Genomic DNA, 18,939 nt, shown 5'->3' on the forward strand with positions numbered 1-18,939 from the left:
AAAATCCAGCGGGAGCGAAATCGATGAACAAGCCGGCCACCTCGACGCGCGTACCGGGTCGCGGGCGCATCTTCAATTCCATCACCGAAACGATCGGCGATACGCCGCTGATCAGGCTGGACAAGTTCGCGAGCGAAAAGGGAATCGTCGCCAATCTTCTCGCCAAGCTCGAATTCTTCAATCCGATCGCCAGCGTCAAGGACCGCATCGGCGTGGCGATGATCGAGGCGCTGGAAGCCGCCGGCACCATCTCCCCCGGCAAGAACACGCTGATCGAGCCGACATCGGGCAATACCGGCATAGCGCTTGCCTTCGCCGCCGCGGCCAAGGGCTACAAGCTGATCCTGACCATGCCGGAAACCATGTCGATCGAGCGCCGCAAGATGCTGGCGCTCCTTGGCGCGGAACTGGTGCTGACTGAAGGGGCGAAGGGCATGAAGGGCGCCATCGCCAAAGCCGAGGAACTGGTGCAGACCATTCCCGGCGCGGTCATTCCGCAGCAGTTCGAGAATCCCGCGAACCCCGAGATCCATCGCACCACCACGGCCGAGGAGATCTGGAACGACACCCAGGGCGCCGTCGACATTTTCATCTCCGGCATCGGCACCGGCGGCACCATCACCGGCGTCGGCCAGGTCATCAAGAAGCGCAAGCCATCGCTGCATGTCGTGGCTGTCGAGCCCGAAGCCTCCCCGGTGCTGTCGGGCGGCCAGCCAGGCCCGCACAAGATCCAGGGCATCGGCGCCGGCTTCGCGCCCAAAATTCTCGACACGACCATCTATGACGAGATCGTCCAGTCCTCCAACGAGGACGCCATCGCCAACGCCCGTCTCGTCGCCCGCCTGGAAGGCGTGCCGGTCGGCATCTCGTCCGGCGCGGCCCTCCAGGCTGCGATCGTGGTCGGCTCGCGGCCGGAAAACGCCGGCAAGAACATGGTCGTAGTCATCCCCTCCTTCGCCGAGCGCTATCTCTCGACGATCCTGTTTGAAGGGCTTGGCGGTTAAGGAGGTCTATCCCTCCCCCTGCGGGGAGGGTGTCGGCGTAGCCGACGGGTGGGGGTGGAGACGAAATGCTCATTCTTCCTGTCCTGTCATCTGCAGGCGAGGAAGCGCCCCGCCAATAAACCCTTTGCATTTCCGCCCCAGCCGCTAAAACAGTCTTCCCAGCCCGCGCCGCCGCCAGACGGCGCGATCCATGAAAAGACTGTCCGGGAGGAACCGCATGCTCAATCTGAAAACCAGGATGCTTGCTGTCGGCGCCGTTGCGCTGTCGCTCGGCTTTGGCGCTGTGTCGGCCAAGGCGCAGGAATTCATCAACGTGCTCACCGGCGGCACTTCCGGCGTCTATTATCCGCTCGGCGTCGCGCTGTCGGAGATCTACGGCAAAGGCATCGAAGGCGCGCGCACCCAGGTTCAGGCCACCAAAGCGTCGGTCGAGAACCTGAACCTCCTGCAGCAGGGCAAAGGCGAGATCGCGTTTGCGCTCGGCGATTCGGTGAAGCTCGCCGCCGAGGGCAACACCGAGGCCGGCTTCCCTGGCAAGCTCGACAAATTGCGCGGCATCGCGGCCATCTATCCCAATTACATCCAGATCGTCGCCAGCCAGGAATCCGGCATCAAGACGCTGGAGGATTTGAAGGGCAAAAGCCTGTCGGTCGGTGCGCCGGCTTCCGGCACGGAGCTCAACGCCCGCGCCATCTTCGCCGCCGCCGGCATGAAATATGAGGATCTCGGTAAGGTCGAATATCTGCCCTTCGCCGAATCGGTCGAACTCATCAAGAACCGCCAGCTCGACGCGACGCTGCAGTCGGCCGGCCTCGGCGTCGCATCGATCCGCGACCTTGCCACTTCGCTGCCGATCAATGTGGTTGCCGTACCCAAGGACGTCGTCGAAAAGATCGGCTCGCCCTACATGTCCGTCGTGATCCCTGCCGGCACCTATGACGGCCAGACGGCCGATGTCGAAACCGCCGCGGTGGGCAATTTCCTCGTCACGCATGACGGCGTCTCCGACGAGATCGCCTATCAGATGACCAAGCTGCTGTTCGAAAATCTCGACCAGCTGACCGCCGCCCACGCCGCCGCCAAGGCGATCGACCCGGCCAAGGCGCTCGACGGCATGCCGATCCCGCTGCATCCCGGCGCCGAGCGCTACTACAAGGAAGCCGGGCTGCTGAAGTAGTCTAATTGGAGAGGCGCGGGCGCCGCCCGTCATCCCGCTGCCGCGACCTTCTCCCCGTGGAGGACGGCGAGAAGGGAGATGCTGCGCCCGTGACGCTTATCCTGCAAAGCTGGAGATTGCTTCGCCATAACTGAAGTCTTCCTTCTCCCCCGTCTCTATGCGGGGAGAAGGTGCCGTCAGGCGGGGCAGCGCATAGTCTGCCGGAATGGAATGCCCGGACGATTCAGCCGAGCCTCGGAACCCACGATGACCAACGCCCATCCCGAAACCACCACCGTCCTCTCCCCTGCCGTGGAAGAACCCATCGAGGGCCTACCGCCGGGCTTCGGCGAGGGCGTGGCGGGCCGCATCGTCTTCTGGATCGCCGTGTCCTTCTCCGCCTTCCAGCTCTACACCGCCGCCTACGGCAATCTGCCGAGCCAGGTGGTGCGCGCCATGCATGTCGGTTTCCTGCTGCTGCTCGGCTTCGCGCTCATCGCCACGCTCCGCGCCCGGACGCCCATCGGCAAGGCCTGGTTCTGGGCGCTTGCCATCCTCGGCTTCCTCACCGGCGTCTACAATTGGGTGTTCTATAACGACATCATCCAGCGGTCCGGCTTCCTCACAACCGCCGACCTGGTCGTCGGCACAGTCCTGATCGTCCTGGTCTTCGAGGCCGCGCGCCGCGTCATGGGCCTGCCGCTGGCGATCATTGCCGGCCTGTTCCTCGCCTATTGCTTTTTCGGCAACTACCTGCCCCCGCCCTTCATCCACCGCGGCTATGATTTCGCGCAGATCGTCGAGCATTTCGGCTTCGGCACCGAGGGCATATACGGCACCCCGGTCTATGTGTCGGCGGCCTACATCTTCATCTTCGTGGTCTTTGCCGCCTTCCTCGAACGCGCCGGCATGATCGCCTTGTTCAACGATTTCGCGCTCGGCCTGGTCGGCGCCTGGCGCGGGGGCCCGGCGCAGGTCTGCGTGCTCTCCTCGGCGCTGATGGGCACCATTTCCGGCTCCGGTGTGGCCAATGTCGTGGCCTCGGGCCAATTCACCATCCCTTTGATGAAGAAGTTCGGCTTCCGCTCCGCCTTCGCCGGCGGCGTCGAGGCGACCTCGTCCATGGGCGGCCAGATCATGCCGCCGGTCATGGGCGCCGTCGCCTTCATCATGGCCGAGACGCTGAACGTTCCCTATGCCGACGTGGTAAAGGCCGCGATCATCCCGGCCGCACTTTATTTCGCCGCCTGCTTCTGGATGGTGCATCTCGAATCCGGCAAGTTTTCCCTGCAGGGCATGGACAAGGCGACGCTGCCCAATCCGTGGGACGCGGTGAAAAAACACTGGCCGCTCGTGCTGCCGCTAGCAGCGCTCGTCTACCTACTGTTTGCCGGCTATACGCCGATCTTCGCCGGCACGATGGGCCTGGCGCTGACCATAGTGCTCATTCTCGGGACGCCGCTTGCGGCGCTTATCGGCCCCTTCGCCTTCCGCATGGTGTTCTGGATCGCGCTCGGCCTGGCCGCCGCATCCTTCATGAGATACGGCGTCGACATTCTGGCGCTGGTCCTCGGCGCACTGGTCGCCGCATGCATCTTCTTCAAGGGCGGTCGCGAAACGCTGGTCATCTGCATCGAATCTCTTGCTGAAGGGGCGAAAAACGCACTGCCGGTCGGCATCGCCTGCGCCATCGTCGGCATCGTCATCGGCACGCTGACGCTCACCGGCATAGCTTCGACCTTCATCGGCGCCATCATCGCCATTGGACAGAACAATCTGTTCCTGTCGCTGGTGCTGACCATGTTGACCTGCCTGGTGCTCGGCATGGGCATCCCGACCATCCCCAACTACATCATCACCTCGTCGCTCGCCGGCCCGGCGCTGCTCGAGCTCGGCGTGCCGCTGCTGGTCAGCCATATGTTCGTCTTCTATTTCGGCATCATGGCCGATCTGACGCCGCCGGTGGCGCTCGCCGCCTTCGCCGCCGCGCCGATGGCTAAAATCTCGGGCATGAAGATTGCTATGCAGGCCTCCAAGCTCGCCGTTGCCGGTTTCGTGGTGCCGTTCATGGCCGTTTATACGCCGGCGCTGATGCTGCAGGACGCCGGGCCAATGGCAGCGAGCTACGGCTATCCGGTCGAGGTCGTCTATATCCTCGCCAAGGCCTGCATCGCCATTGGCTTGTGGGGCACCGCCGTGGTCGGCTTCCTGTTTGCCCGCATGGCAATTTGGGAGAAGCTGCTGGCCGCCGCCGCCGCCCTCAGTCTGGTGCTGGCCTTGCCCTACACGGACGAGATCGGCTTCGCGCTTGCGGCGGCTGTCATCGGCCTGCACTGGTGGCGGGCGCGGAACGTTACCGCTACGGCATAGATGACAGAGGGGCGCAGGTGGAAACACAGCCTCGTGATCAATGACCGCCCTTTGCATCCTCGCCGCCGGCAAGACGATCACCTTCGCCGCGACGGCGTTCACCCTTTCCTGGACGCATTCTGTCGAACAAACCCGCTGGGAGGAGGATTGGCATATCACGCCCGCCGGCATCGAGATCGTCGAGGCGCGGGTAAAGGGATCCGGGGCGGGCATGGAGCCGCCGGCGGATGCTGTTCTAAAGGATGGCTGGTGGGTCTATGCGCCCAAGTTTCTGGCGCGGCCGGAAATCGTGCTTGCCGCTTCAGGTGCGACCGGCGCCGGCTGGAGGCTTTGCGCGGCGGGTGAATGCATTGAGCTCGGCGCGGCTGCTGGCGAGCCGGCTAGGCTCAAGCCGTGCGGCGAAACCGGTTATTGAAACGAGGCGCGGGCTTCGAATGGGCTTCCGCGGCGACGTGCGCAGGCCGGGCCGGGGCCGCGCATATAATAGCGCTCGGGCCGGTAGGTCGGCGCGACGAATTCGCGGATTGCGAACGCATAGCTCGTGATGTGATTCCAGATAGTCATTGTCCCTGTCCCAAATCCCTCGGATGTCCCTTCCGATTGGATGTCACCATAGCGCCCGGTCGTGAATGATCCGTGAACGCGATGTTAATCTTCGCCAGGATTTGTCCCGGTTCGTGGCTGAAATGCGTTTGATTCGCGGCGTTTGAGCGCCAAAGCGCAACATTCCACCGCCTGTGCCTTTTCCGTCACACCTGTTTCGCGACGATGCCGCCAGGGATGAATTTCGTTTCCGGGTGCGGTTACACAAAGAACGTTTTTGCTTTCACAGCGCCGGCGATTTTAGCTGCCGGATTTTGGGAACCGCGCCAAGTGCCGAGCGTTCGATGTCCAGAGCGGGGACACCCGCCTGGCAGGCCGGCCTGGGCCGAGCCTGCATTCCCAATCAACACGAACAGGAAGGGCCAAGGCCATGGGCTTTTTTTCGAAGGACATCAAATCGCTGGACGATCTCTTCGTCCACACGCTGCAGGACATCTACTATGCCGAGAAGCAGATTGAGAAGTCGCTGCCCGACATGATCTCCAAGGCGACCAACCCGCAACTCAAGCAGGGCTTCGAGAAGCACCTGGAGGAAACCAAGGGACACATCCAGCGCGTCGAGCAGGTTTTCCAGATGCACGGCGTGCCGGCGAAGGGGGTGGACTGCCCTGCTATCGACGGCATCATCGAGGAAGCCGATGAAGTCGCCGGCGACGTCGACGACAAGCAGGTTCTCGACGCCGCCCTGATCGCCGCTGCCCAAGCCGTCGAGCACTACGAGATCACGCGCTACGGTACGCTGATCGAATGGGCCAAGCAGCTCGGCCGCGACGACTGCGCCTCGGTTCTGAAGCAGAACCTCGAAGAGGAGAAGGCAACCGACAAGAAGCTGACCGTGTTGGCCGAAAGCAAGGTCAACCTGCAGGCTGCCCAGTAAGCGCAAGTCGAAGGGGCCGGCGAGGAATCGCCGGCCCTTTGCGTCGCTATCCCAGAAACGTGTTCTCGAACGCCATCTTGCCCTTCGGCGAGAACACGATGGCGCGGCTGTCGGCATCGCGTCTTGCCCATTTCTCCGCGATGATCTTGTCGAGGATCGCGGCGCCCAGCGCGCCGGCGAGATGAGACCGCCGCACGCTCCAGTCCAGGCAGGCGCGACAGACCGGGCGGCGCTGCTTGCGGAAGGCTTCGGTATCGATCCCGACCGCGGCAAAATGCGACGGGCCCGATTCGCCGAGCCGGATCTCGCCGCCCTCGGCTATCAGCACGCCGCGCGCCAGGAAGCCATCGAGCATGGCGACGGCGTGATGGCCGGCCAGATGATCGTAGCAGATGCGCGCCTCGCGCATCACCGCTTCGCGCGGACCAGGCCGCGTGCGCTTCGGGCCGACAGCCGCCGCCACGCCGATGATGGATTCGAGCATCGCTGCAACCTGCGGTCCGGCAAGCGAATAATACCGGTGGCGGCCTTGCGCCGAGAGCGACAGCAACCCGCCTTCCATCAGCTTTCCGAGATGCGAACTCGCCGTCTGCGCGGTCACGCCGGCTTCCAGCGCCAGCTCGCTCGCGGTCAGCGCGCCGCCGTCCATCAGCGCCGTCAGCATGTTGGCCCGGGCCGGGTCGCCGACCAGATTGGCGATGCGCGATATATCTGGACCGTCTCTCATACTTCGATGCTAATCGAACTGTCTGCGTAGGGCAAGTGGTATTCTCCACCCATGGAAAGGAGACGACCATGACCGCCCGCCGTACCGTCACCGAAGCCGCAGCGGCCTCTCTGCCTTTGTTGCGGCGATCACTGCACGCCATCCATGCCGTCATCCTCTGGCTCGAGCGCCGCAACCAGCGTCTTACGCTTGCCGAACTCACCGACGAGCAGCTTGACGACATCGGCCTCTCCCGCCGCGACGTCGAGCGCGAGTGCCGGCCCTTCTGGAAGCGCTGACGGGTATGTCGTCTAGCTCGAAACTTTGCCCGGATGCTTCGACGCCGATGGAAGCATTTGCATCGCCGACCTCGATATCGTCGCCGCCTTCGCATGGAGAAAGAAATGACCATCACCTGCTTTATCCGCTACGAGATCGACCCGTTCGGCAAGGCCGATTTCGAGGAATATGCCCGCAATTGGGGTCAGGCGATCCCGCGCTGCGGGGCCGACCTGATCGGCTATTTCGCCCCGCACGAAGGTTCGGCCACGACCGCCTACGGAGTCTACAATATCGACAACCTCGCCGCCTACGAGGCCTACCGCGCCCGGCTGGCCGCCGACCCGATGGGCCGGGAGAATTTCGAATTCGCGCGGGCGAAAAAGTTCATCCGCAAGGAAGACCGCATCTTCCTGAAGCTCGCTTCCGGCCCGCATGCTGAACTGGTCAAGCCGTGATCTCGAAAGGGTGCGGCGTCAAAGGGAGAAAACCATGATCGCGGTTATCTTCGAGGTCACGCCGGCTGCGGGCAGGCGCGACGCCTATCTGGGCATCGCCGCCGAGTTGCGGCCTCTCCTGGAGACGATCGACGGCTTCATCTCCATCGAGCGCTTCCAGAGCCTGTCCGACCCGGACCGCGTGCTGTCGCTGTCCTTCTTCCGCGACGAGGAAGCGGTTAAAGCCTGGCGCAACACGGTCGAGCACCGGCAGGCGCAGAAAGCCGGCCGCGGCGGCGTATTTGCCGACTATCGCCTGCGCATCGCGCATGTCGTGCGCGACTACGGCATGCACGAGCGGGCGGAAGTTCCGGCCGACAGCCTTGAGATTCATGACGGGTGAGCCGATCCGGGTGAAACCATACCTGCTCGTCATCGTTGAGCACTGGCGGCGGGCATGATCGCCAAAGGAGCATGCCATGGCGACGGATCATTCGATGCATTCGAGGCCGTACCTCCGACTGTCGGCGATGGTAGTGCTCTCGTTCATCGCGATGTACATCCTCATGTACGCGATGGTGGACGAACTACCCCACGTCTACAACAATCTTAACCAGGCCTATATGGCAGCCCTGATGGCCGCGCCGATGCTGATCATCGAGCTGCTGCTGATGCGGTCCATGTATGCCGACAGGCGGCGCAATGCTTTTTTGATCGTGGTCGGTCTCGTCGTACTTGCCGGCGCCTGGATGCTGATCCGCCAGCAGACGGCCATCGCCGACCGCCAGTTCCTCCGTTCGATGATCCCGCATCATTCGGGAGCGGTGCTGATGTGCGAGCAGGCGTCGATCAGCGATCAGCGCGTGCAGGCGCTGTGCGGCCGGATCGTCGAGAGCCAGCTTGCGGAAATCGCCGAGATGGAAGCGCTGCTGGCGCAACCCCTTGATGGATCCGGTCCTTAAGCAAGATGAGGCTAGGTATGGTCGGTTCTGTTTCTCGGGCGGTGCGGCGATCCACGCGAAGGGACGCGAAGGTCGATGTGGTGCATCGATCGAGCGGCCCGACAAAGTGGGCGTCCGCCGCCCGAAAACCCGAAGGGGCCGGGTGAATTTGCGTCAAATCCGTCGGGTTCCGGCTCAATCGATGCACCACATCGACCTTCGCCGGACCCCTCGACCTTGCCGCAAATTCCCTCCGGCAGAACGACCAGACCTAATCTCATCTTGCTCTAGGCATTCCCGATCAGAACGCCCGCTGCGAACACCAGCGCGCCGCCGAGCACCACCTGGAACGTTGCACGCCAGAACGGCGTCTCCATGAAGCGGTTCTGGATATAGGCGATCGCCCAGAGTTCGATGAACACGACGACTGCCGCAATGGTCGTCGCCGTCCAGAAATGCGGGATCAGATAGGGCAGGGCGTGGCCAAGCCCGCCGACCGTGGTCATGATGCCGGTCGCCAGCCCGCGCTTAACCGGCGAGCCGCGCCCGGAGAGCCTGCCGTCGTCGGAGGCGACTTCCGTGAAACCCATCGAAATGCCGGCGCCGATGGAGGCGGCGAGCCCGACCAGAAATGTCTGCCAGGTCTCGTGGGTGGCGAAGGCGGCGGCGAAGATCGGCGCCAATGTCGACACCGATCCGTCCATCAGCCCGGCCAGCCCCGGCTGCACATAGGTCAGGATGAACTGCCGCCGCTCACTCTGCCGCTCCTCCTGCCGCACATCTTCAGGCGTATGCTTCAGTTCAAGCCGCTGCGCGAGCGTTTCATGCGCCTGCTCGGCGGCGGCAAGATCGCCGAGCAGTTTGCGCGTCGAGGCTTCCTCGGTGCGCTTGGCCGCTTCCAGATAGAAGCGCTGCGCCTGCCGCTCCATTTCCTCGGCCTGGCCACGCACCTTGTCGATGCCGAGCGGCCGCACCAGCCAGTCCGGCTTGCGCTCATAATAGCCGCGCACATGCTCGCGGCGGATCAGCGGGATGCGCTCGCCGAAGCGCCTGCGATGCAGTTCGATGAGCTGATTGCGATGCCCGTCCTCCTCGTCGGCCATGCCGTCGAAGACCTTCGCCGATTGCGGAAAGTCTTCGCGCAAGCCGTCGGCATAGGCTCGGTAGATCCGCCCGTCGTCTTCTTCCGACGAAATCGCCAGCGCCAGTATCTCCTGCTCGCTAAGCGAATCGAAGGAGCGGCGGCCGAAGCCGAAGACGCGCGAAAGCATTCTCGAACAGTTCCAGTCTAGAATGATTCTAAATTAAGCCGGGTGTGCGAAGGCGTCAATGGCTGCATTGCGGCCGGCCCAATGCCGGGCGGGCGTCCGGTGTCGAGCCGCCATCGCTGTGGCGGTCGGCTTCCTCCGTCATGTTCGTCCTGTCGGAATTGGTTTGAATGGCTTCAATCCAGCGTCCGCCTGAACCTGAGCAGCGCCAACCCGGCAAACAGCGCGACGAATATCGCCAGCGCGCCGATTTCGCCGGCGATGGCGGGAAATTCCGCGCCTTTCAACATAACCGCGCGGGTGATGCGCAAAAAATGCGTCAGCGGAAATATTTCGCCAAAAATCTGCGCCCAGTCGGGCATGCCGCGATAGGGGAACATGAACCCCGAAAGCAGGATCGACGGCAGGAAAAAGAAGAATGTCAGTTGCAATGCCTGCATCTGCGTGCGCGCCATGGTCGAGATGGTGTAGCCGAGCAGCACCAGCGACAGCACGAAGACAAGGATGGCGAAGAGCAGCAGCGTCAGCGATCCGGTGAAAGGCACCGAGAACAGGAGCTTTGCCGCGATCAGCACCACCACCACCTGCACCGCGCCGACGACGAGATAGGGCAGCACCTTTCCGAGCATGATCTCCAGCGGGCTTGCCGGCATGGCGAGCAGGTTTTCCATTGTCCCGCGTTCGGTTTCGCGGGTCAGTGCGATAGAGGTCATCATCACCATGGTCATTTGCAGGATCACGCCGAGCAGGCCGGGCACGATGTTGTATTGCGAAATGCTTTCGGGGTTGTAGCGCCGTTGCACCACCACTTCGAGCTGGGTCTTGGCCTCCTCGGCCGCCACCGCTTCCATTCCCCGTTCGCGCAGCAGCGCCTGGCTGGCCACGGTGCCCAGGGTGGAGATTGCGCCGCTCGCCACCGCCGGGTCGGTGGCGTCGGCCTCGATCAGCAATTGCGGATTGTCGCCGCGCTCCACCCGGCGGGCAAAATCGGGCGGGATCGTCACCACGAAAGCGACGCTGCCGCTGGCCATCAGCGCTTCGGCCTCCGCGGCGCTCTCCGCGAAATGGTCGAAGCGATAATAGCCGGTCATCTGCAGCGCCGAGACCATGGCGCGCGTATAGTGATCGTTGCTGGTCGCGACCAGCGCTGCCGGAAGGCTCTTCGGGTCGTTGTTGATGGCATAGCCGAACAGCACGAGCTGCATCAGCGGCACCCCGAGCATCATGGCGAAGGTGATGCGGTCGCGCCGCATCTGGATGAACTCCTTCAGCAGTAGCGCGCCCAGCCTGGCGAAGGAGAACACGGTGCTGACGCCGTATCGCTTCATGCCATATTGTCCTTCGACCCGGCCATGAACTGGATGAACACGTCCTCCAGGCTGGTTTCACCCGGCCTGACGGTTGTGCCGTCGCGTTTCCTGACATCCGTCAGCGCCGCATCCAGCAGTTTCTGGTCCGACCCGACGACATGCAGCGTCGTGCCGAAGGGCGCCACCTGCTCGACGCCCGGCCGGCCTTCCAGGGCCCGGGCCACCTGGTCGAGCCGCGGGCCTTCAACCACGAAGGTCGTCAATCCGGCATTCTTCACCACTTCGTCGACGGTGCCGGTGGCCAGCAGCTTGCCGTAGGAAATATAGCTGATGCGGTGGCAGCGCTCGGCCTCGTCCATGTAGTGCGTCGACACCAGCACGGTCAGCCCGCCTTGCGCCAGTCTGTGGATCTCGTCCCAGAACTCGCGCCGCGCCTTGGGGTCGACGCCGGCAGTCGGCTCGTCGAGCAGAAGTAGCCTCGGCTGGTGCATGATGCAGGCGGCGAGCGCCAGGCGCTGCTTCCAGCCGCCCGAGAGCGTGCCGGCGAGCTGGTTGCGCCGCGAGCTCAGCCCCAGATCCTCCAGCGTTCGGCCGACATGTTCGGCCACCGGCCTTAGCCGGTAAAGCCGGGCCACGAATTCGAGATTCTCGGCGATGGTCAGATCCTCGTAGAACGAGAATCTCTGCGTCATGTACCCGACTTCGCGCTTGATCTTCAGGCTCTCGGTCAGGAGGTCGTAACCGAGCACCTGGCCTTCACCTTCGTCGGGGGTCAGGAGCCCGCACATGATGCGGATCGTGGTCGTCTTGCCCGAGCCGTTCGGTCCCAGGAACCCGACGATCTCGCCCTCGGCGACATTCATCGTGACATGATCGACGACGGTTTTGGCGCCGAAGCGCTTGACGAGATTGCGGACTTCGATGGCGTTCATATTGCGCTCCGCGCAAGGGGAACAAGAGTAGGGAGTAGGGGAATAGGGCAGTAGGCAAGATGGGGTTGGCGCACTCGTTCACTCTGTGACTTTGATCTACTCCCTACTCCCTACTCCCTACTCCCTACTGCCTACTGCCTCAGACTCACATCCACGATCTGCCCCGGCTGCAGCGGCGATGCGTCGTCTTCCGGCCGCGCCTCGACGAGGTAGACCAGCTTCTGCCGGGTCTCGAGCGAGAAAATCACCGGCGGCGTGAATTCGGGGTCGGGCGAGACATAGCTGACGCGCGCCGTCAGGCCGTCGGGGCAGCCGTCGCATCGCACGTCGAGCACGGCTCCGACCTGCACCGACGAAAATTGGGCCTGTGGCACGAACACCTTCAGCTTCACCGCGCCGTCGGGCAGCATCGAGATTACCGGCGCCGAAGGCCCGGCGATGTCGCCCGCATTGCGGATGACGTCGTCTATGCGGCCGGGAGAGGGCGCTTCGAGAACGCGCCTGGAAAGACGCCAGCGTGCCTGCTCGAGTTGCGCTTCGGCCTGCTTCACCTGGTATTCGGCCGCCCTGATCGTCTCCGCCCGCGCCGCCAGGCCGGCCACGGCCAGATTGGCCTCCGCCTGCCGGACCTCGGAGTCGGCCAGTTCGGCCCTTGTGGAGGCCTCGTCGAGCTGCGCCTGGGGCGCTATTCCGCGCTTGAAGAGATCCTGGGCTCTCGCCAGCACGCGCTTTGCCTCCGCGGCCTGGGCTTTGGCCGAGCGCACCGCTGCTTCGAGAACGGCTATTTCCTCCGGGCGCTTTCCGAGCTTCAAATCGGCAAGCTGCGCCTGCGCCCTCGCCAGCCCGGCCTCGGCCTCGGCGACCGCGATCTCGGCGTCGCCGCTTTCCAGCTCCACGATTGTCTTTCCCGGCATGACGCGGTCGCCGCGGCGAACCGAAACCGTCTCCACCTGCGCCGTCTCGATCGGCGCCAAAAGCACGAACTCACCCTCGACATAGCCGACGGCCAGCGGCGCTGCCGGCCCGCAGGCTGAAAACAGCAGCGCGGCGAGCGGGATGGCGCAGAGGAGGCTCATGGCTTTTCGCTCTTCCGCTCCGCGATGATCGCTTCGAGGTTGCTCTTGACGACGGAGATCACCGCCTCCGCCTCCGCCGGCCCGATGCCCTGCCACCCCATCCGCCGCATCACGGCCGGGCCGGCGATCCGGAAATAGACGACCTGTCCGATCATGGTGAAGACGGTGATCTTCGTGCGTTCACTTTCGGCGTCTTCGCCGGTCGCCTCGGCCCAGATGCGGCAAAGCCGGTTATGGACCGGTTCGAACACGCCTTCATAGATTATGTCGAGCGCCTCGCTCGGCTGTGAAAGTTCGCGCAGCACGAACTGCACGAACTCGCCCGCTTCCGGGCGCGCCACAATGAAGCCGACCATTGCTTCGAGCACGATGCTCAGCCGCGCGCGCGCCGCTTCGGCGCCCTTCGCCTCCCCGGCCTCCTCCGCCATTGCCGCCCCGGCAATGCCGCCGATCGTCTCGACGATGTGGTTCGCGCAGGCCGCCCGCAACCCTTCCTTGCCGCCGAAATGATAGGCGATCGAGCCGATATTGGCTCTCGCGGCTGCCGCAATCTCGCGGGTTGAGGTGGCGTGGAAGCCTTGCCGGCCGAACAGCCGCAGCGCCGCGTGGATGAGGGCGGCGCGAGTAAGCTCGGCCGAGGACGGCGGCGCTTTCAAGGGCGTGGGATTTTGCGGTGCTTCGATCATGCACTTTTGATTATTCAATCGAATGATTAAAGTCAACTGCCCGTCTTGCCCTGCGCGGCCCGGTGCGCTTTATTCACGCGCCATGGCCAAGGAAGTCGAACGCAAATTCCTGGTGACGAGCGACGACTGGCGCGGTCAGGCCGACGCGAAGACGGCGATACGCCAGTTCTACCTCGCAGCGGCCGACGGCCGGTCCTTCCGGGTGCGCATACGCGACGGCAGTTCGGCGGTCCTGACGCTCAAATTCGGCGCCCACGAGCGCGAAAGAGACGAATTCGAGTATCCAATACCGTTATCCGATGCCGAGGAGATGCAGAAATTTGCCGTCGGTCTGGTGATCGAGAAGGTGCGCCACCAGGTCCGGCACAACGGTTACGTCTACGAGGTGGATGTTTTTGCCGGTGCTCTTGCCGGGCTGGTCATCGCCGAACTCGAGACGCCCGACGATGTCCGGAAGGCGAAGCTTCCCCCGTGGCTCGGCCGCGAGATCACCGGCGAGAGCGCCTTCTACAATGCCTCGCTTGCCCGCAACGGTCTGCCGGTGGCGGCATGAGCTACCGCATCGACCCGCGCCTGCCGGTGACCGGCGAGATAAGGCGCATCGCGGCCGATGAGATCGGTAAGGCGATCGGCGATCTCACGGCCTCCCGCACCAAGCCCGAAAAAGGGCTGCACGCCTGCCGAAAGCGGTTCAAGAAACTTCGCGCCTTGTTCCGCCTCGTCCGGCCGGGCAACGAGCAGTTTTGCCGAACCGAAAATGAGCGCTACCGCGACATCTCGCGCAGTCTTGCCGGCGCGCGCGAGGACACCGCGCTCATCGAGACGATCGACCGCCTGGTCAAGGCGTTTCCCGGCCAGACCTCCGCTGGAGAGCTTGACGCGGTCCGCTCCGCCCTCGTTGCCCGCCGCGATGCGCCTGTGCGGGAAAGAATCGGTCTGAAAGAGATGGTCGATGCCGCTGTCGAGGCTTGCGAACAAGGCCGTTCGGCGCTCCCCGGCCTGGTCCTGCCTGACCTTCCGGAGGCCGCGGCCGAGGTGCTGGCCGACGGTGCCGGGAAAACCCTGCGCCGGGCCCGGCGCGTGCTTGACGCCGCCGGCAAGCGCGGCCAGCCAGAGGACTTCCACGAATTGCGCAAATGCGTCAAGGCGCACCGGATACACGTCTTGCTGCTGCATCGTTTCTGGCCGCGCCCGGTCAAGTCGCGCCGCTGGGCGCTCGATGCGCTCGGCGAGCGCCTCGGCGAATTGAACGATATTTTCGTCATGCGCCAGCTGATCAAGTCCAATAGCGAAGCTCTCGGTTCGAAAGAGCAGCTAAAGCTCCTTTGCCAGCTGATGAGACGCAGCGAGAAAGCGCTCCGCAAGCAATGCCTTCGCGAGGCGGAACTTCTGTTCGGCAAAGCGCGAAAGCCAATGGTCAGGAAGATCGCGGATCGCTATCAGGCCGGCGCCTCCCATTCTCAGCCAGGAATCAACCAATGACGGAAGCCGCCGACACGCTGCTGGATCGGCTGGGCCGCTGGCTGGCGGGCCGGCTGCAGGGGGAATCTTCCGGTTACGAGCCCTACACGCCGTCCGATCCGCAGACGCTCCGCCGCGCGCTGGAGCCCGGCGATATCCTGCTCATCGAGGGAAATCAGCGGATTTCGGCCACCATCAAATATCTTACGCAATCGACCTGGTCGCACTCGGCGCTCTATATTGGCGATGCTCTGCCCGAACCCGAGGACGGTTCCGAGCGCCCGCGCCTGATCGAGGTCAATCTCGGCGAGGGCTGCGTGGCCGTGCCGCTGTCAAAGTACCGCACCTACAACACCCGCATCTGCCGCGCCCGCGGCCTGACACCGGAAGATCGCGACCACGTGGTGGGTTTCATGGTCGCCCGGCTCGGGCTGAAATACGATCTGAAGAACATCTGGGACATGCTGCGCTTGTTCATGCCGGCGCCGCCGATACCGGTGCGCTGGCGCCGGCGCGCTTTGGCCTTCGGCTCCGGCGATCCAACCCGCGCCATCTGCTCGTCAATGATCGCAGAGGCTTACGAGGGCATACGCTATCCGATCCTGCCGGAAATCACCCGCGCACCCGGCCGCGCTTCGGCGCAGTCGACCTACTCGCGCCGGGAGATCCTGCACATCCGCCATCATTCGCTCTACACGCCGCGTGATTTCGATCTTTCGCCCTACTTCCAGATCGTCAAGCCGACGCTGGAATATGGCTTCGATTACAAGACGGTCACATGGGCCGAACAGGAGAAGCTGGATGCGGTTCCGGAGAGCGGCGGCACAGCTTGAGGCTGCTAGCCCGCCAGAACCTGCCGGCTTGAAACCGCGCCGGCTCCGATCTGGCTGCGGCTGAGCGGCGGCGACAGCAGAAAGCCCTGCAACTCCTGGCAGCCCATGGCTACCAGCGCGTCGCGCTGCTGGACGGTTTCGACGCCCTCGGCAGTGACCTGGATGCCCAGAGCGGCCGCCAGATCGACCAGCGCCTTCACGATCGCCGCCGATTCGTCCGAGCTGCCAAGCTGGTGCACGAAGGAGCGGTCGATCTTCAGCTTGTCGATGGAATAGTGCCGCAGATAATTCACCGACGAATACCCCGTGCCGAAATCGTCGAGCGCGATCCGCACCCCGCGGCCACGGAGTTCCTTCAGAACGGCCGTCGTTGCCGGCGTGTTCTCCAGCAGCACGCTTTCGGTGATCTCGAGCTGTATGCGGCTCGGCTCCACGCCCGCCGCTTCCATGATTACGAACAGATCGGCCGCGAAATTCTCGTCGCGCAATTGCAGCGGCGAGACGTTGACCGCCAGCCATGGCAGATCGCTGGTGGCGGCGAAGCTGCATGCCTCGCGCAGCACCCAGCCGCCAAGCATGCCTATCATGCCGCGCTCCTCCGCGATCCCGACGAAATGCGACGGCGACAATGCGCCATGAGCGGGATGGTCCCAGCGGATCAGCGCTTCCGCTCCAAGAAGCGTTTTGCCGTCCGCGGCGTAGATCGGCTGGTAGAGCAGCTTGATCTGGTCCCCCGTTTGCAACGCTGCGCGAAGGTCGCTCTCGACTGTTCGCCGGCGCAGCAGGAGGTCGTCCATATCGCCGGCAAACACCTGGTGGCGTCCGCGGCCGCCACGCTTGGCCTCGTACAGTGCGATATCGGCCTTGCGCAGGAGATCGTCGGGGTCGGCGCCGAAGTCCGGCGAAATAGCGATGCCGATGCTTGCGCCCACGAACACCTGGTCGTCGGCGAGCTGAAACGGCCGGCTGAGTTCCTCCAGCAACTGCCCCGAAACGTCCTCGGCGGTGCGAACATCCTTTATGCCGACCAGAATGATGGCGAACTCGTCGCCGCCAAGCCGCGCCACCGTATCCACCTCGCGCACCGAATTGCTCAGCCGCAACGCCGTCTGGCGCACCAGTTCGTCGCCGGCCGGGTGGCCGAACGTGTCGTTGACATGCTTGAAGCGGTCCAGGTCGAGATAGAGCAGCGCGATCCTGTCTTTTTCACGCTTCACCGTAACTAGAGCGCGCCTCAGCCTGTCCTCGAACAAAGCGCGGTTGGGCAGCCCGGTCAGCGTATCGTGAAACGCCAGGTACTGCGCCTGATCCTGGCTTCGCTGCAGCTGCGAGGAGGCGCGCCGCAGCCGCCGGAGCAGGAATACCAGCACGCCCGTCGCCATGAGCGCGCCGCCGATCAGTGCCGGGCTGGCCTTGCGTATCAGGCTCAGGCCGGGCCTGTCCTGCTGCCAGGCGATGTAGCCGAGCGTCGTGCCTTCCGCATTCCCGAACGCGATCGCGGCGTCCGCCTGCGGCCGCTCGGTTGCAAGGCGCGCATCCGTAAGCTGGTACTGCTCGGCGATTTTGCCGATCACCTCGCCGTCCAGATATTTCATGGTGACGTGGAGATATTCGGAGCCGGGCGCCTGCGCGATCTGATCGGTGCTCGGCACGATCGGCATGATGCTGAGAATGACCGGCTGGCCCGCTACTTCCAGCAGATCCCACACGACCGCTTTCGGCGCGACATCGTCCGGTTCGGCCTCAGCCGGCTCGGCGAGCATGCCGCGCATCCGCTCCACATAAGGCGCCAGCGGGCCGCGGTCCTCGGTGTAGAGCGCGGGCTCGACCGTCGCGCCGTCCTGCATCACATGTACCGGCTCATCCTGTTCGTCGAGCACGTATATGCGGTCGTGGCCATAATATTCGTGCATCCATTCGCCGAGATTGTCGCGCATCCAGGGATCGTCGCGTTCCTTGGCCTTCACGACCGCATCGTCCCAGACGGCTATGCTCTCCTGCTCGCGCTGCACGTTTCGAATTTGCTCTGCCAGCCCGTTGGCCACGAAGGTTTTCTGCTTTTGCAGAGCTTCGCCATCGGCTTGCTGGGTGGCGAAGAACCCGAAACCCACAATCAGCGCCAGACATAAAAAACCCACGGCCAAGACCGTGGATGTGACTTGATGGGTCAGCTCGTTGTGCCGGGCGTGCAATGTCATTCAGATGGCGTCCCGCGCTGAAGTTGCGCGCCATCCAAGCGACTCCGTCTTAACATCACGTTATGCTGAAATATCAGGCCGGCGGGGCAAGCCGCGCCGGCCATTCTGGAGGTATTCAGATCTTCGCGGCGAGAGCCGCAAGCTGGTCGGCGCACTGGCCCCAGCCTTCGTGAAAGCCCATCTCCTCATGCGCCTTGCGGTCCTCGACGGTCCAGTGGCGGGCGACCGCCGTGTAGCGCGTCTTGCCGCCTTCGTCCTCGAAGGTGATGATGCCCGTGAAGAACGGCTTCTCCGACGGCTTCCAGGCCTCGGTGTAGGCGTCGGTGAATACGATCTTCTCGTTTTCGACGACTTCCAGATAGACGCCCAGGCTCGGGAATTCCTGGCCCTCGGGGCTGCGCATTACGACCTTGCTGCTTCCGCCGGCCCTGAGGTCGACTTCGGCATGCGACAGCGTCCAGGGCAGCGGCGCAAACCACTGCTTCATCAGTTCCGGCCGCGTCCAGCATTTGAAAAGCTTTTCGCGCGGTGCGTCGATCAGCCGGGTCAGCACGAGTTCGCGGTCGTTGGCGGGGGCGGCGGTCTGGGCGGTATCGGTCATGGTTTCTCTCCGTTGATTGGGTGGTTCGGCCTAAGGACGAACCTTGCGACGGAAATCCGACAACGCTGTGATTTTTTATTGAGCCTGTTCTTCCCTTTCGAGCCGCAGCTGCTGCAGCGCGTTCTCGATTGTCGCCTTGTAGCGGACATGGGGCAGGCTTTATTTCTTTGCGCCTTGCGCACCGACATTAATGATGATGTT

General features: G+C 63.7%; 21 protein-coding genes. 12 read left to right on the plus strand and 9 right to left on the minus strand.

The features are described from left to right. Positions 1-23 precede the first annotated feature (23 nt). The 4 genes from cysK to ABVK50_RS27905 all read left to right on the plus strand — a co-directional run bounded on the left by cysK (position 24) and on the right by ABVK50_RS27905 (position 4,945). Positions 24-1,004, plus strand: coding sequence for a cysteine synthase A (gene cysK / locus ABVK50_RS27890; protein ID WP_353643497.1), 981 nt, complete (start codon positions 24-26; stop codon positions 1,002-1,004). Positions 1,005-1,221: 217 nt separating this feature from the next. Continuing rightward, a complete protein-coding gene (locus ABVK50_RS27895; protein ID WP_353643496.1) occupies positions 1,222-2,181 on the plus strand; it encodes a TAXI family TRAP transporter solute-binding subunit in 960 nt (319 codons plus the stop codon). 246 nt (positions 2,182-2,427) lie between these two features. After that, positions 2,428-4,530, plus strand: a complete 2,103-nt coding sequence (locus ABVK50_RS27900) for a TRAP transporter permease (RefSeq protein WP_353643495.1) — start codon at positions 2,428-2,430, stop codon at positions 4,528-4,530. A 40-nt stretch (positions 4,531-4,570) separates the two neighbouring features. Then, the gene (locus ABVK50_RS27905) at positions 4,571-4,945 is read left to right on the plus strand and encodes a DUF1850 domain-containing protein (RefSeq protein WP_353643494.1); all 375 of its coding nucleotides are present in this window, start codon (positions 4,571-4,573) and stop codon (positions 4,943-4,945) included. Here the strand turns inward: ABVK50_RS27905 and ABVK50_RS27910 are convergent. Beyond that, the gene (locus tag ABVK50_RS27910; protein ID WP_353643493.1) at positions 4,939-5,094 is read right to left on the minus strand and encodes a hypothetical protein; all 156 of its coding nucleotides are present in this window, start codon (positions 5,092-5,094) and stop codon (positions 4,939-4,941) included. The genes ABVK50_RS27905 and ABVK50_RS27910 overlap by 7 nt on opposite strands. A 409-nt stretch (positions 5,095-5,503) precedes the next feature. On the opposite strand from ABVK50_RS27910, the gene ABVK50_RS27915 reads away from it, so the two are divergent. Further along, a complete protein-coding gene (locus ABVK50_RS27915) occupies positions 5,504-6,010 on the plus strand; it encodes a ferritin-like domain-containing protein (RefSeq protein WP_353643492.1) in 507 nt (168 codons plus the stop codon). A gap of 46 nt (positions 6,011-6,056) precedes the next feature. Here ABVK50_RS27915 and ABVK50_RS27920 read toward each other — a convergent pair whose 3' ends face one another. Next, entirely contained in the window at positions 6,057-6,737 is a 681-nt protein-coding gene (locus tag ABVK50_RS27920; protein WP_353643491.1) for a winged helix-turn-helix domain-containing protein, read from the minus strand. Between the two features lie 68 nt (positions 6,738-6,805). Here ABVK50_RS27920 and ABVK50_RS27925 point away from each other — a divergent pair, with 68 nt between their 5' ends. The 4 genes from ABVK50_RS27925 to ABVK50_RS27940 all read left to right on the plus strand — a co-directional run bounded on the left by ABVK50_RS27925 (position 6,806) and on the right by ABVK50_RS27940 (position 8,394). After that, entirely contained in the window at positions 6,806-7,015 is a 210-nt protein-coding gene (locus ABVK50_RS27925) for a DUF1127 domain-containing protein (RefSeq protein ID WP_353643490.1), read from the plus strand. Positions 7,016-7,120: 105 nt separating this feature from the next. Further along, a complete protein-coding gene (locus ABVK50_RS27930) occupies positions 7,121-7,453 on the plus strand; it encodes an NIPSNAP family protein (RefSeq protein WP_353643489.1) in 333 nt (110 codons plus the stop codon). 34 nt (positions 7,454-7,487) lie between these two features. Then, positions 7,488-7,835 (plus strand): antibiotic biosynthesis monooxygenase, encoded by a 348-nt coding sequence (locus ABVK50_RS27935; protein ID WP_353643488.1) that lies wholly within the window; start codon positions 7,488-7,490, stop codon positions 7,833-7,835. Between the two features lie 76 nt (positions 7,836-7,911). Then, positions 7,912-8,394, plus strand: coding sequence for a DUF305 domain-containing protein (locus ABVK50_RS27940; RefSeq protein WP_353643487.1), 483 nt, complete (start codon positions 7,912-7,914; stop codon positions 8,392-8,394). A 266-nt stretch (positions 8,395-8,660) separates the two neighbouring features. On the opposite strand, the gene mbfA is transcribed toward ABVK50_RS27940, so the two are convergent. From mbfA to ABVK50_RS27965, 5 genes are all read right to left on the minus strand, one after another. Beyond that, complete coding sequence (mbfA, locus tag ABVK50_RS27945; protein WP_353643486.1) at positions 8,661-9,644, minus strand: iron exporter MbfA; 984 nt, start codon at positions 9,642-9,644, stop codon at positions 8,661-8,663. Positions 9,645-9,817: 173 nt separating this feature from the next. After that, complete coding sequence (locus ABVK50_RS27950; RefSeq protein WP_353643485.1) at positions 9,818-10,969, minus strand: ABC transporter permease; 1,152 nt, start codon at positions 10,967-10,969, stop codon at positions 9,818-9,820. After that, positions 10,966-11,883 (minus strand): ABC transporter ATP-binding protein, encoded by a 918-nt coding sequence (locus tag ABVK50_RS27955; RefSeq protein ID WP_353643484.1) that lies wholly within the window; start codon positions 11,881-11,883, stop codon positions 10,966-10,968. Before ABVK50_RS27955 ends, ABVK50_RS27950 begins: the two co-directional genes overlap by 4 nt. A 131-nt stretch (positions 11,884-12,014) precedes the next feature. Then, entirely contained in the window at positions 12,015-12,959 is a 945-nt protein-coding gene (locus ABVK50_RS27960; protein WP_353643483.1) for an HlyD family efflux transporter periplasmic adaptor subunit, read from the minus strand. Beyond that, on the minus strand, positions 12,956-13,645 hold the full coding sequence (locus ABVK50_RS27965) for a CerR family C-terminal domain-containing protein (protein WP_353643482.1): 690 nt from the start codon (positions 13,643-13,645) through the stop codon (positions 12,956-12,958). The genes ABVK50_RS27960 and ABVK50_RS27965 overlap by 4 nt, the downstream gene beginning before the upstream one ends. Positions 13,646-13,727: 82 nt before the next feature. On the opposite strand from ABVK50_RS27965, the gene ABVK50_RS27970 reads away from it, so the two are divergent. Genes ABVK50_RS27970 through ABVK50_RS27980 form a run of 3 tightly spaced genes read left to right on the plus strand, consistent with a single transcriptional unit; the run spans position 13,728 to position 15,939 of the window. Beyond that, positions 13,728-14,198: a CYTH domain-containing protein gene (locus ABVK50_RS27970; protein ID WP_353643481.1), complete on the plus strand. Its 471-nt coding sequence runs from the start codon at positions 13,728-13,730 to the stop codon at positions 14,196-14,198. Further along, positions 14,195-15,127 carry a CHAD domain-containing protein gene (locus tag ABVK50_RS27975; protein ID WP_353643480.1) on the plus strand — a complete coding sequence of 311 codons (933 nt, stop codon included), beginning with the start codon at positions 14,195-14,197 and terminating at the stop codon, positions 15,125-15,127. The genes ABVK50_RS27970 and ABVK50_RS27975 overlap by 4 nt, the downstream gene beginning before the upstream one ends. Then, positions 15,124-15,939 carry a YiiX/YebB-like N1pC/P60 family cysteine hydrolase gene (locus ABVK50_RS27980; RefSeq protein WP_353643479.1) on the plus strand — a complete coding sequence of 272 codons (816 nt, stop codon included), beginning with the start codon at positions 15,124-15,126 and terminating at the stop codon, positions 15,937-15,939. Before ABVK50_RS27975 ends, ABVK50_RS27980 begins: the two co-directional genes overlap by 4 nt. Before the next feature lie 5 nt (positions 15,940-15,944). Here ABVK50_RS27980 and ABVK50_RS27985 read toward each other — a convergent pair whose 3' ends face one another. After that, entirely contained in the window at positions 15,945-18,137 is a 2,193-nt protein-coding gene (locus ABVK50_RS27985) for an EAL domain-containing protein (RefSeq protein ID WP_353643478.1), read from the minus strand. Between the two features lie 115 nt (positions 18,138-18,252). Next, entirely contained in the window at positions 18,253-18,738 is a 486-nt protein-coding gene (locus ABVK50_RS27990) for an SRPBCC family protein (RefSeq protein ID WP_353643477.1), read from the minus strand. Positions 18,739-18,939: the final 201 nt, after the last annotated feature.

The organism is Mesorhizobium sp. WSM2240, assembly GCF_040438645.1.
Classification (GTDB): Bacteria; Pseudomonadota; Alphaproteobacteria; order Rhizobiales; family Rhizobiaceae; genus Allomesorhizobium.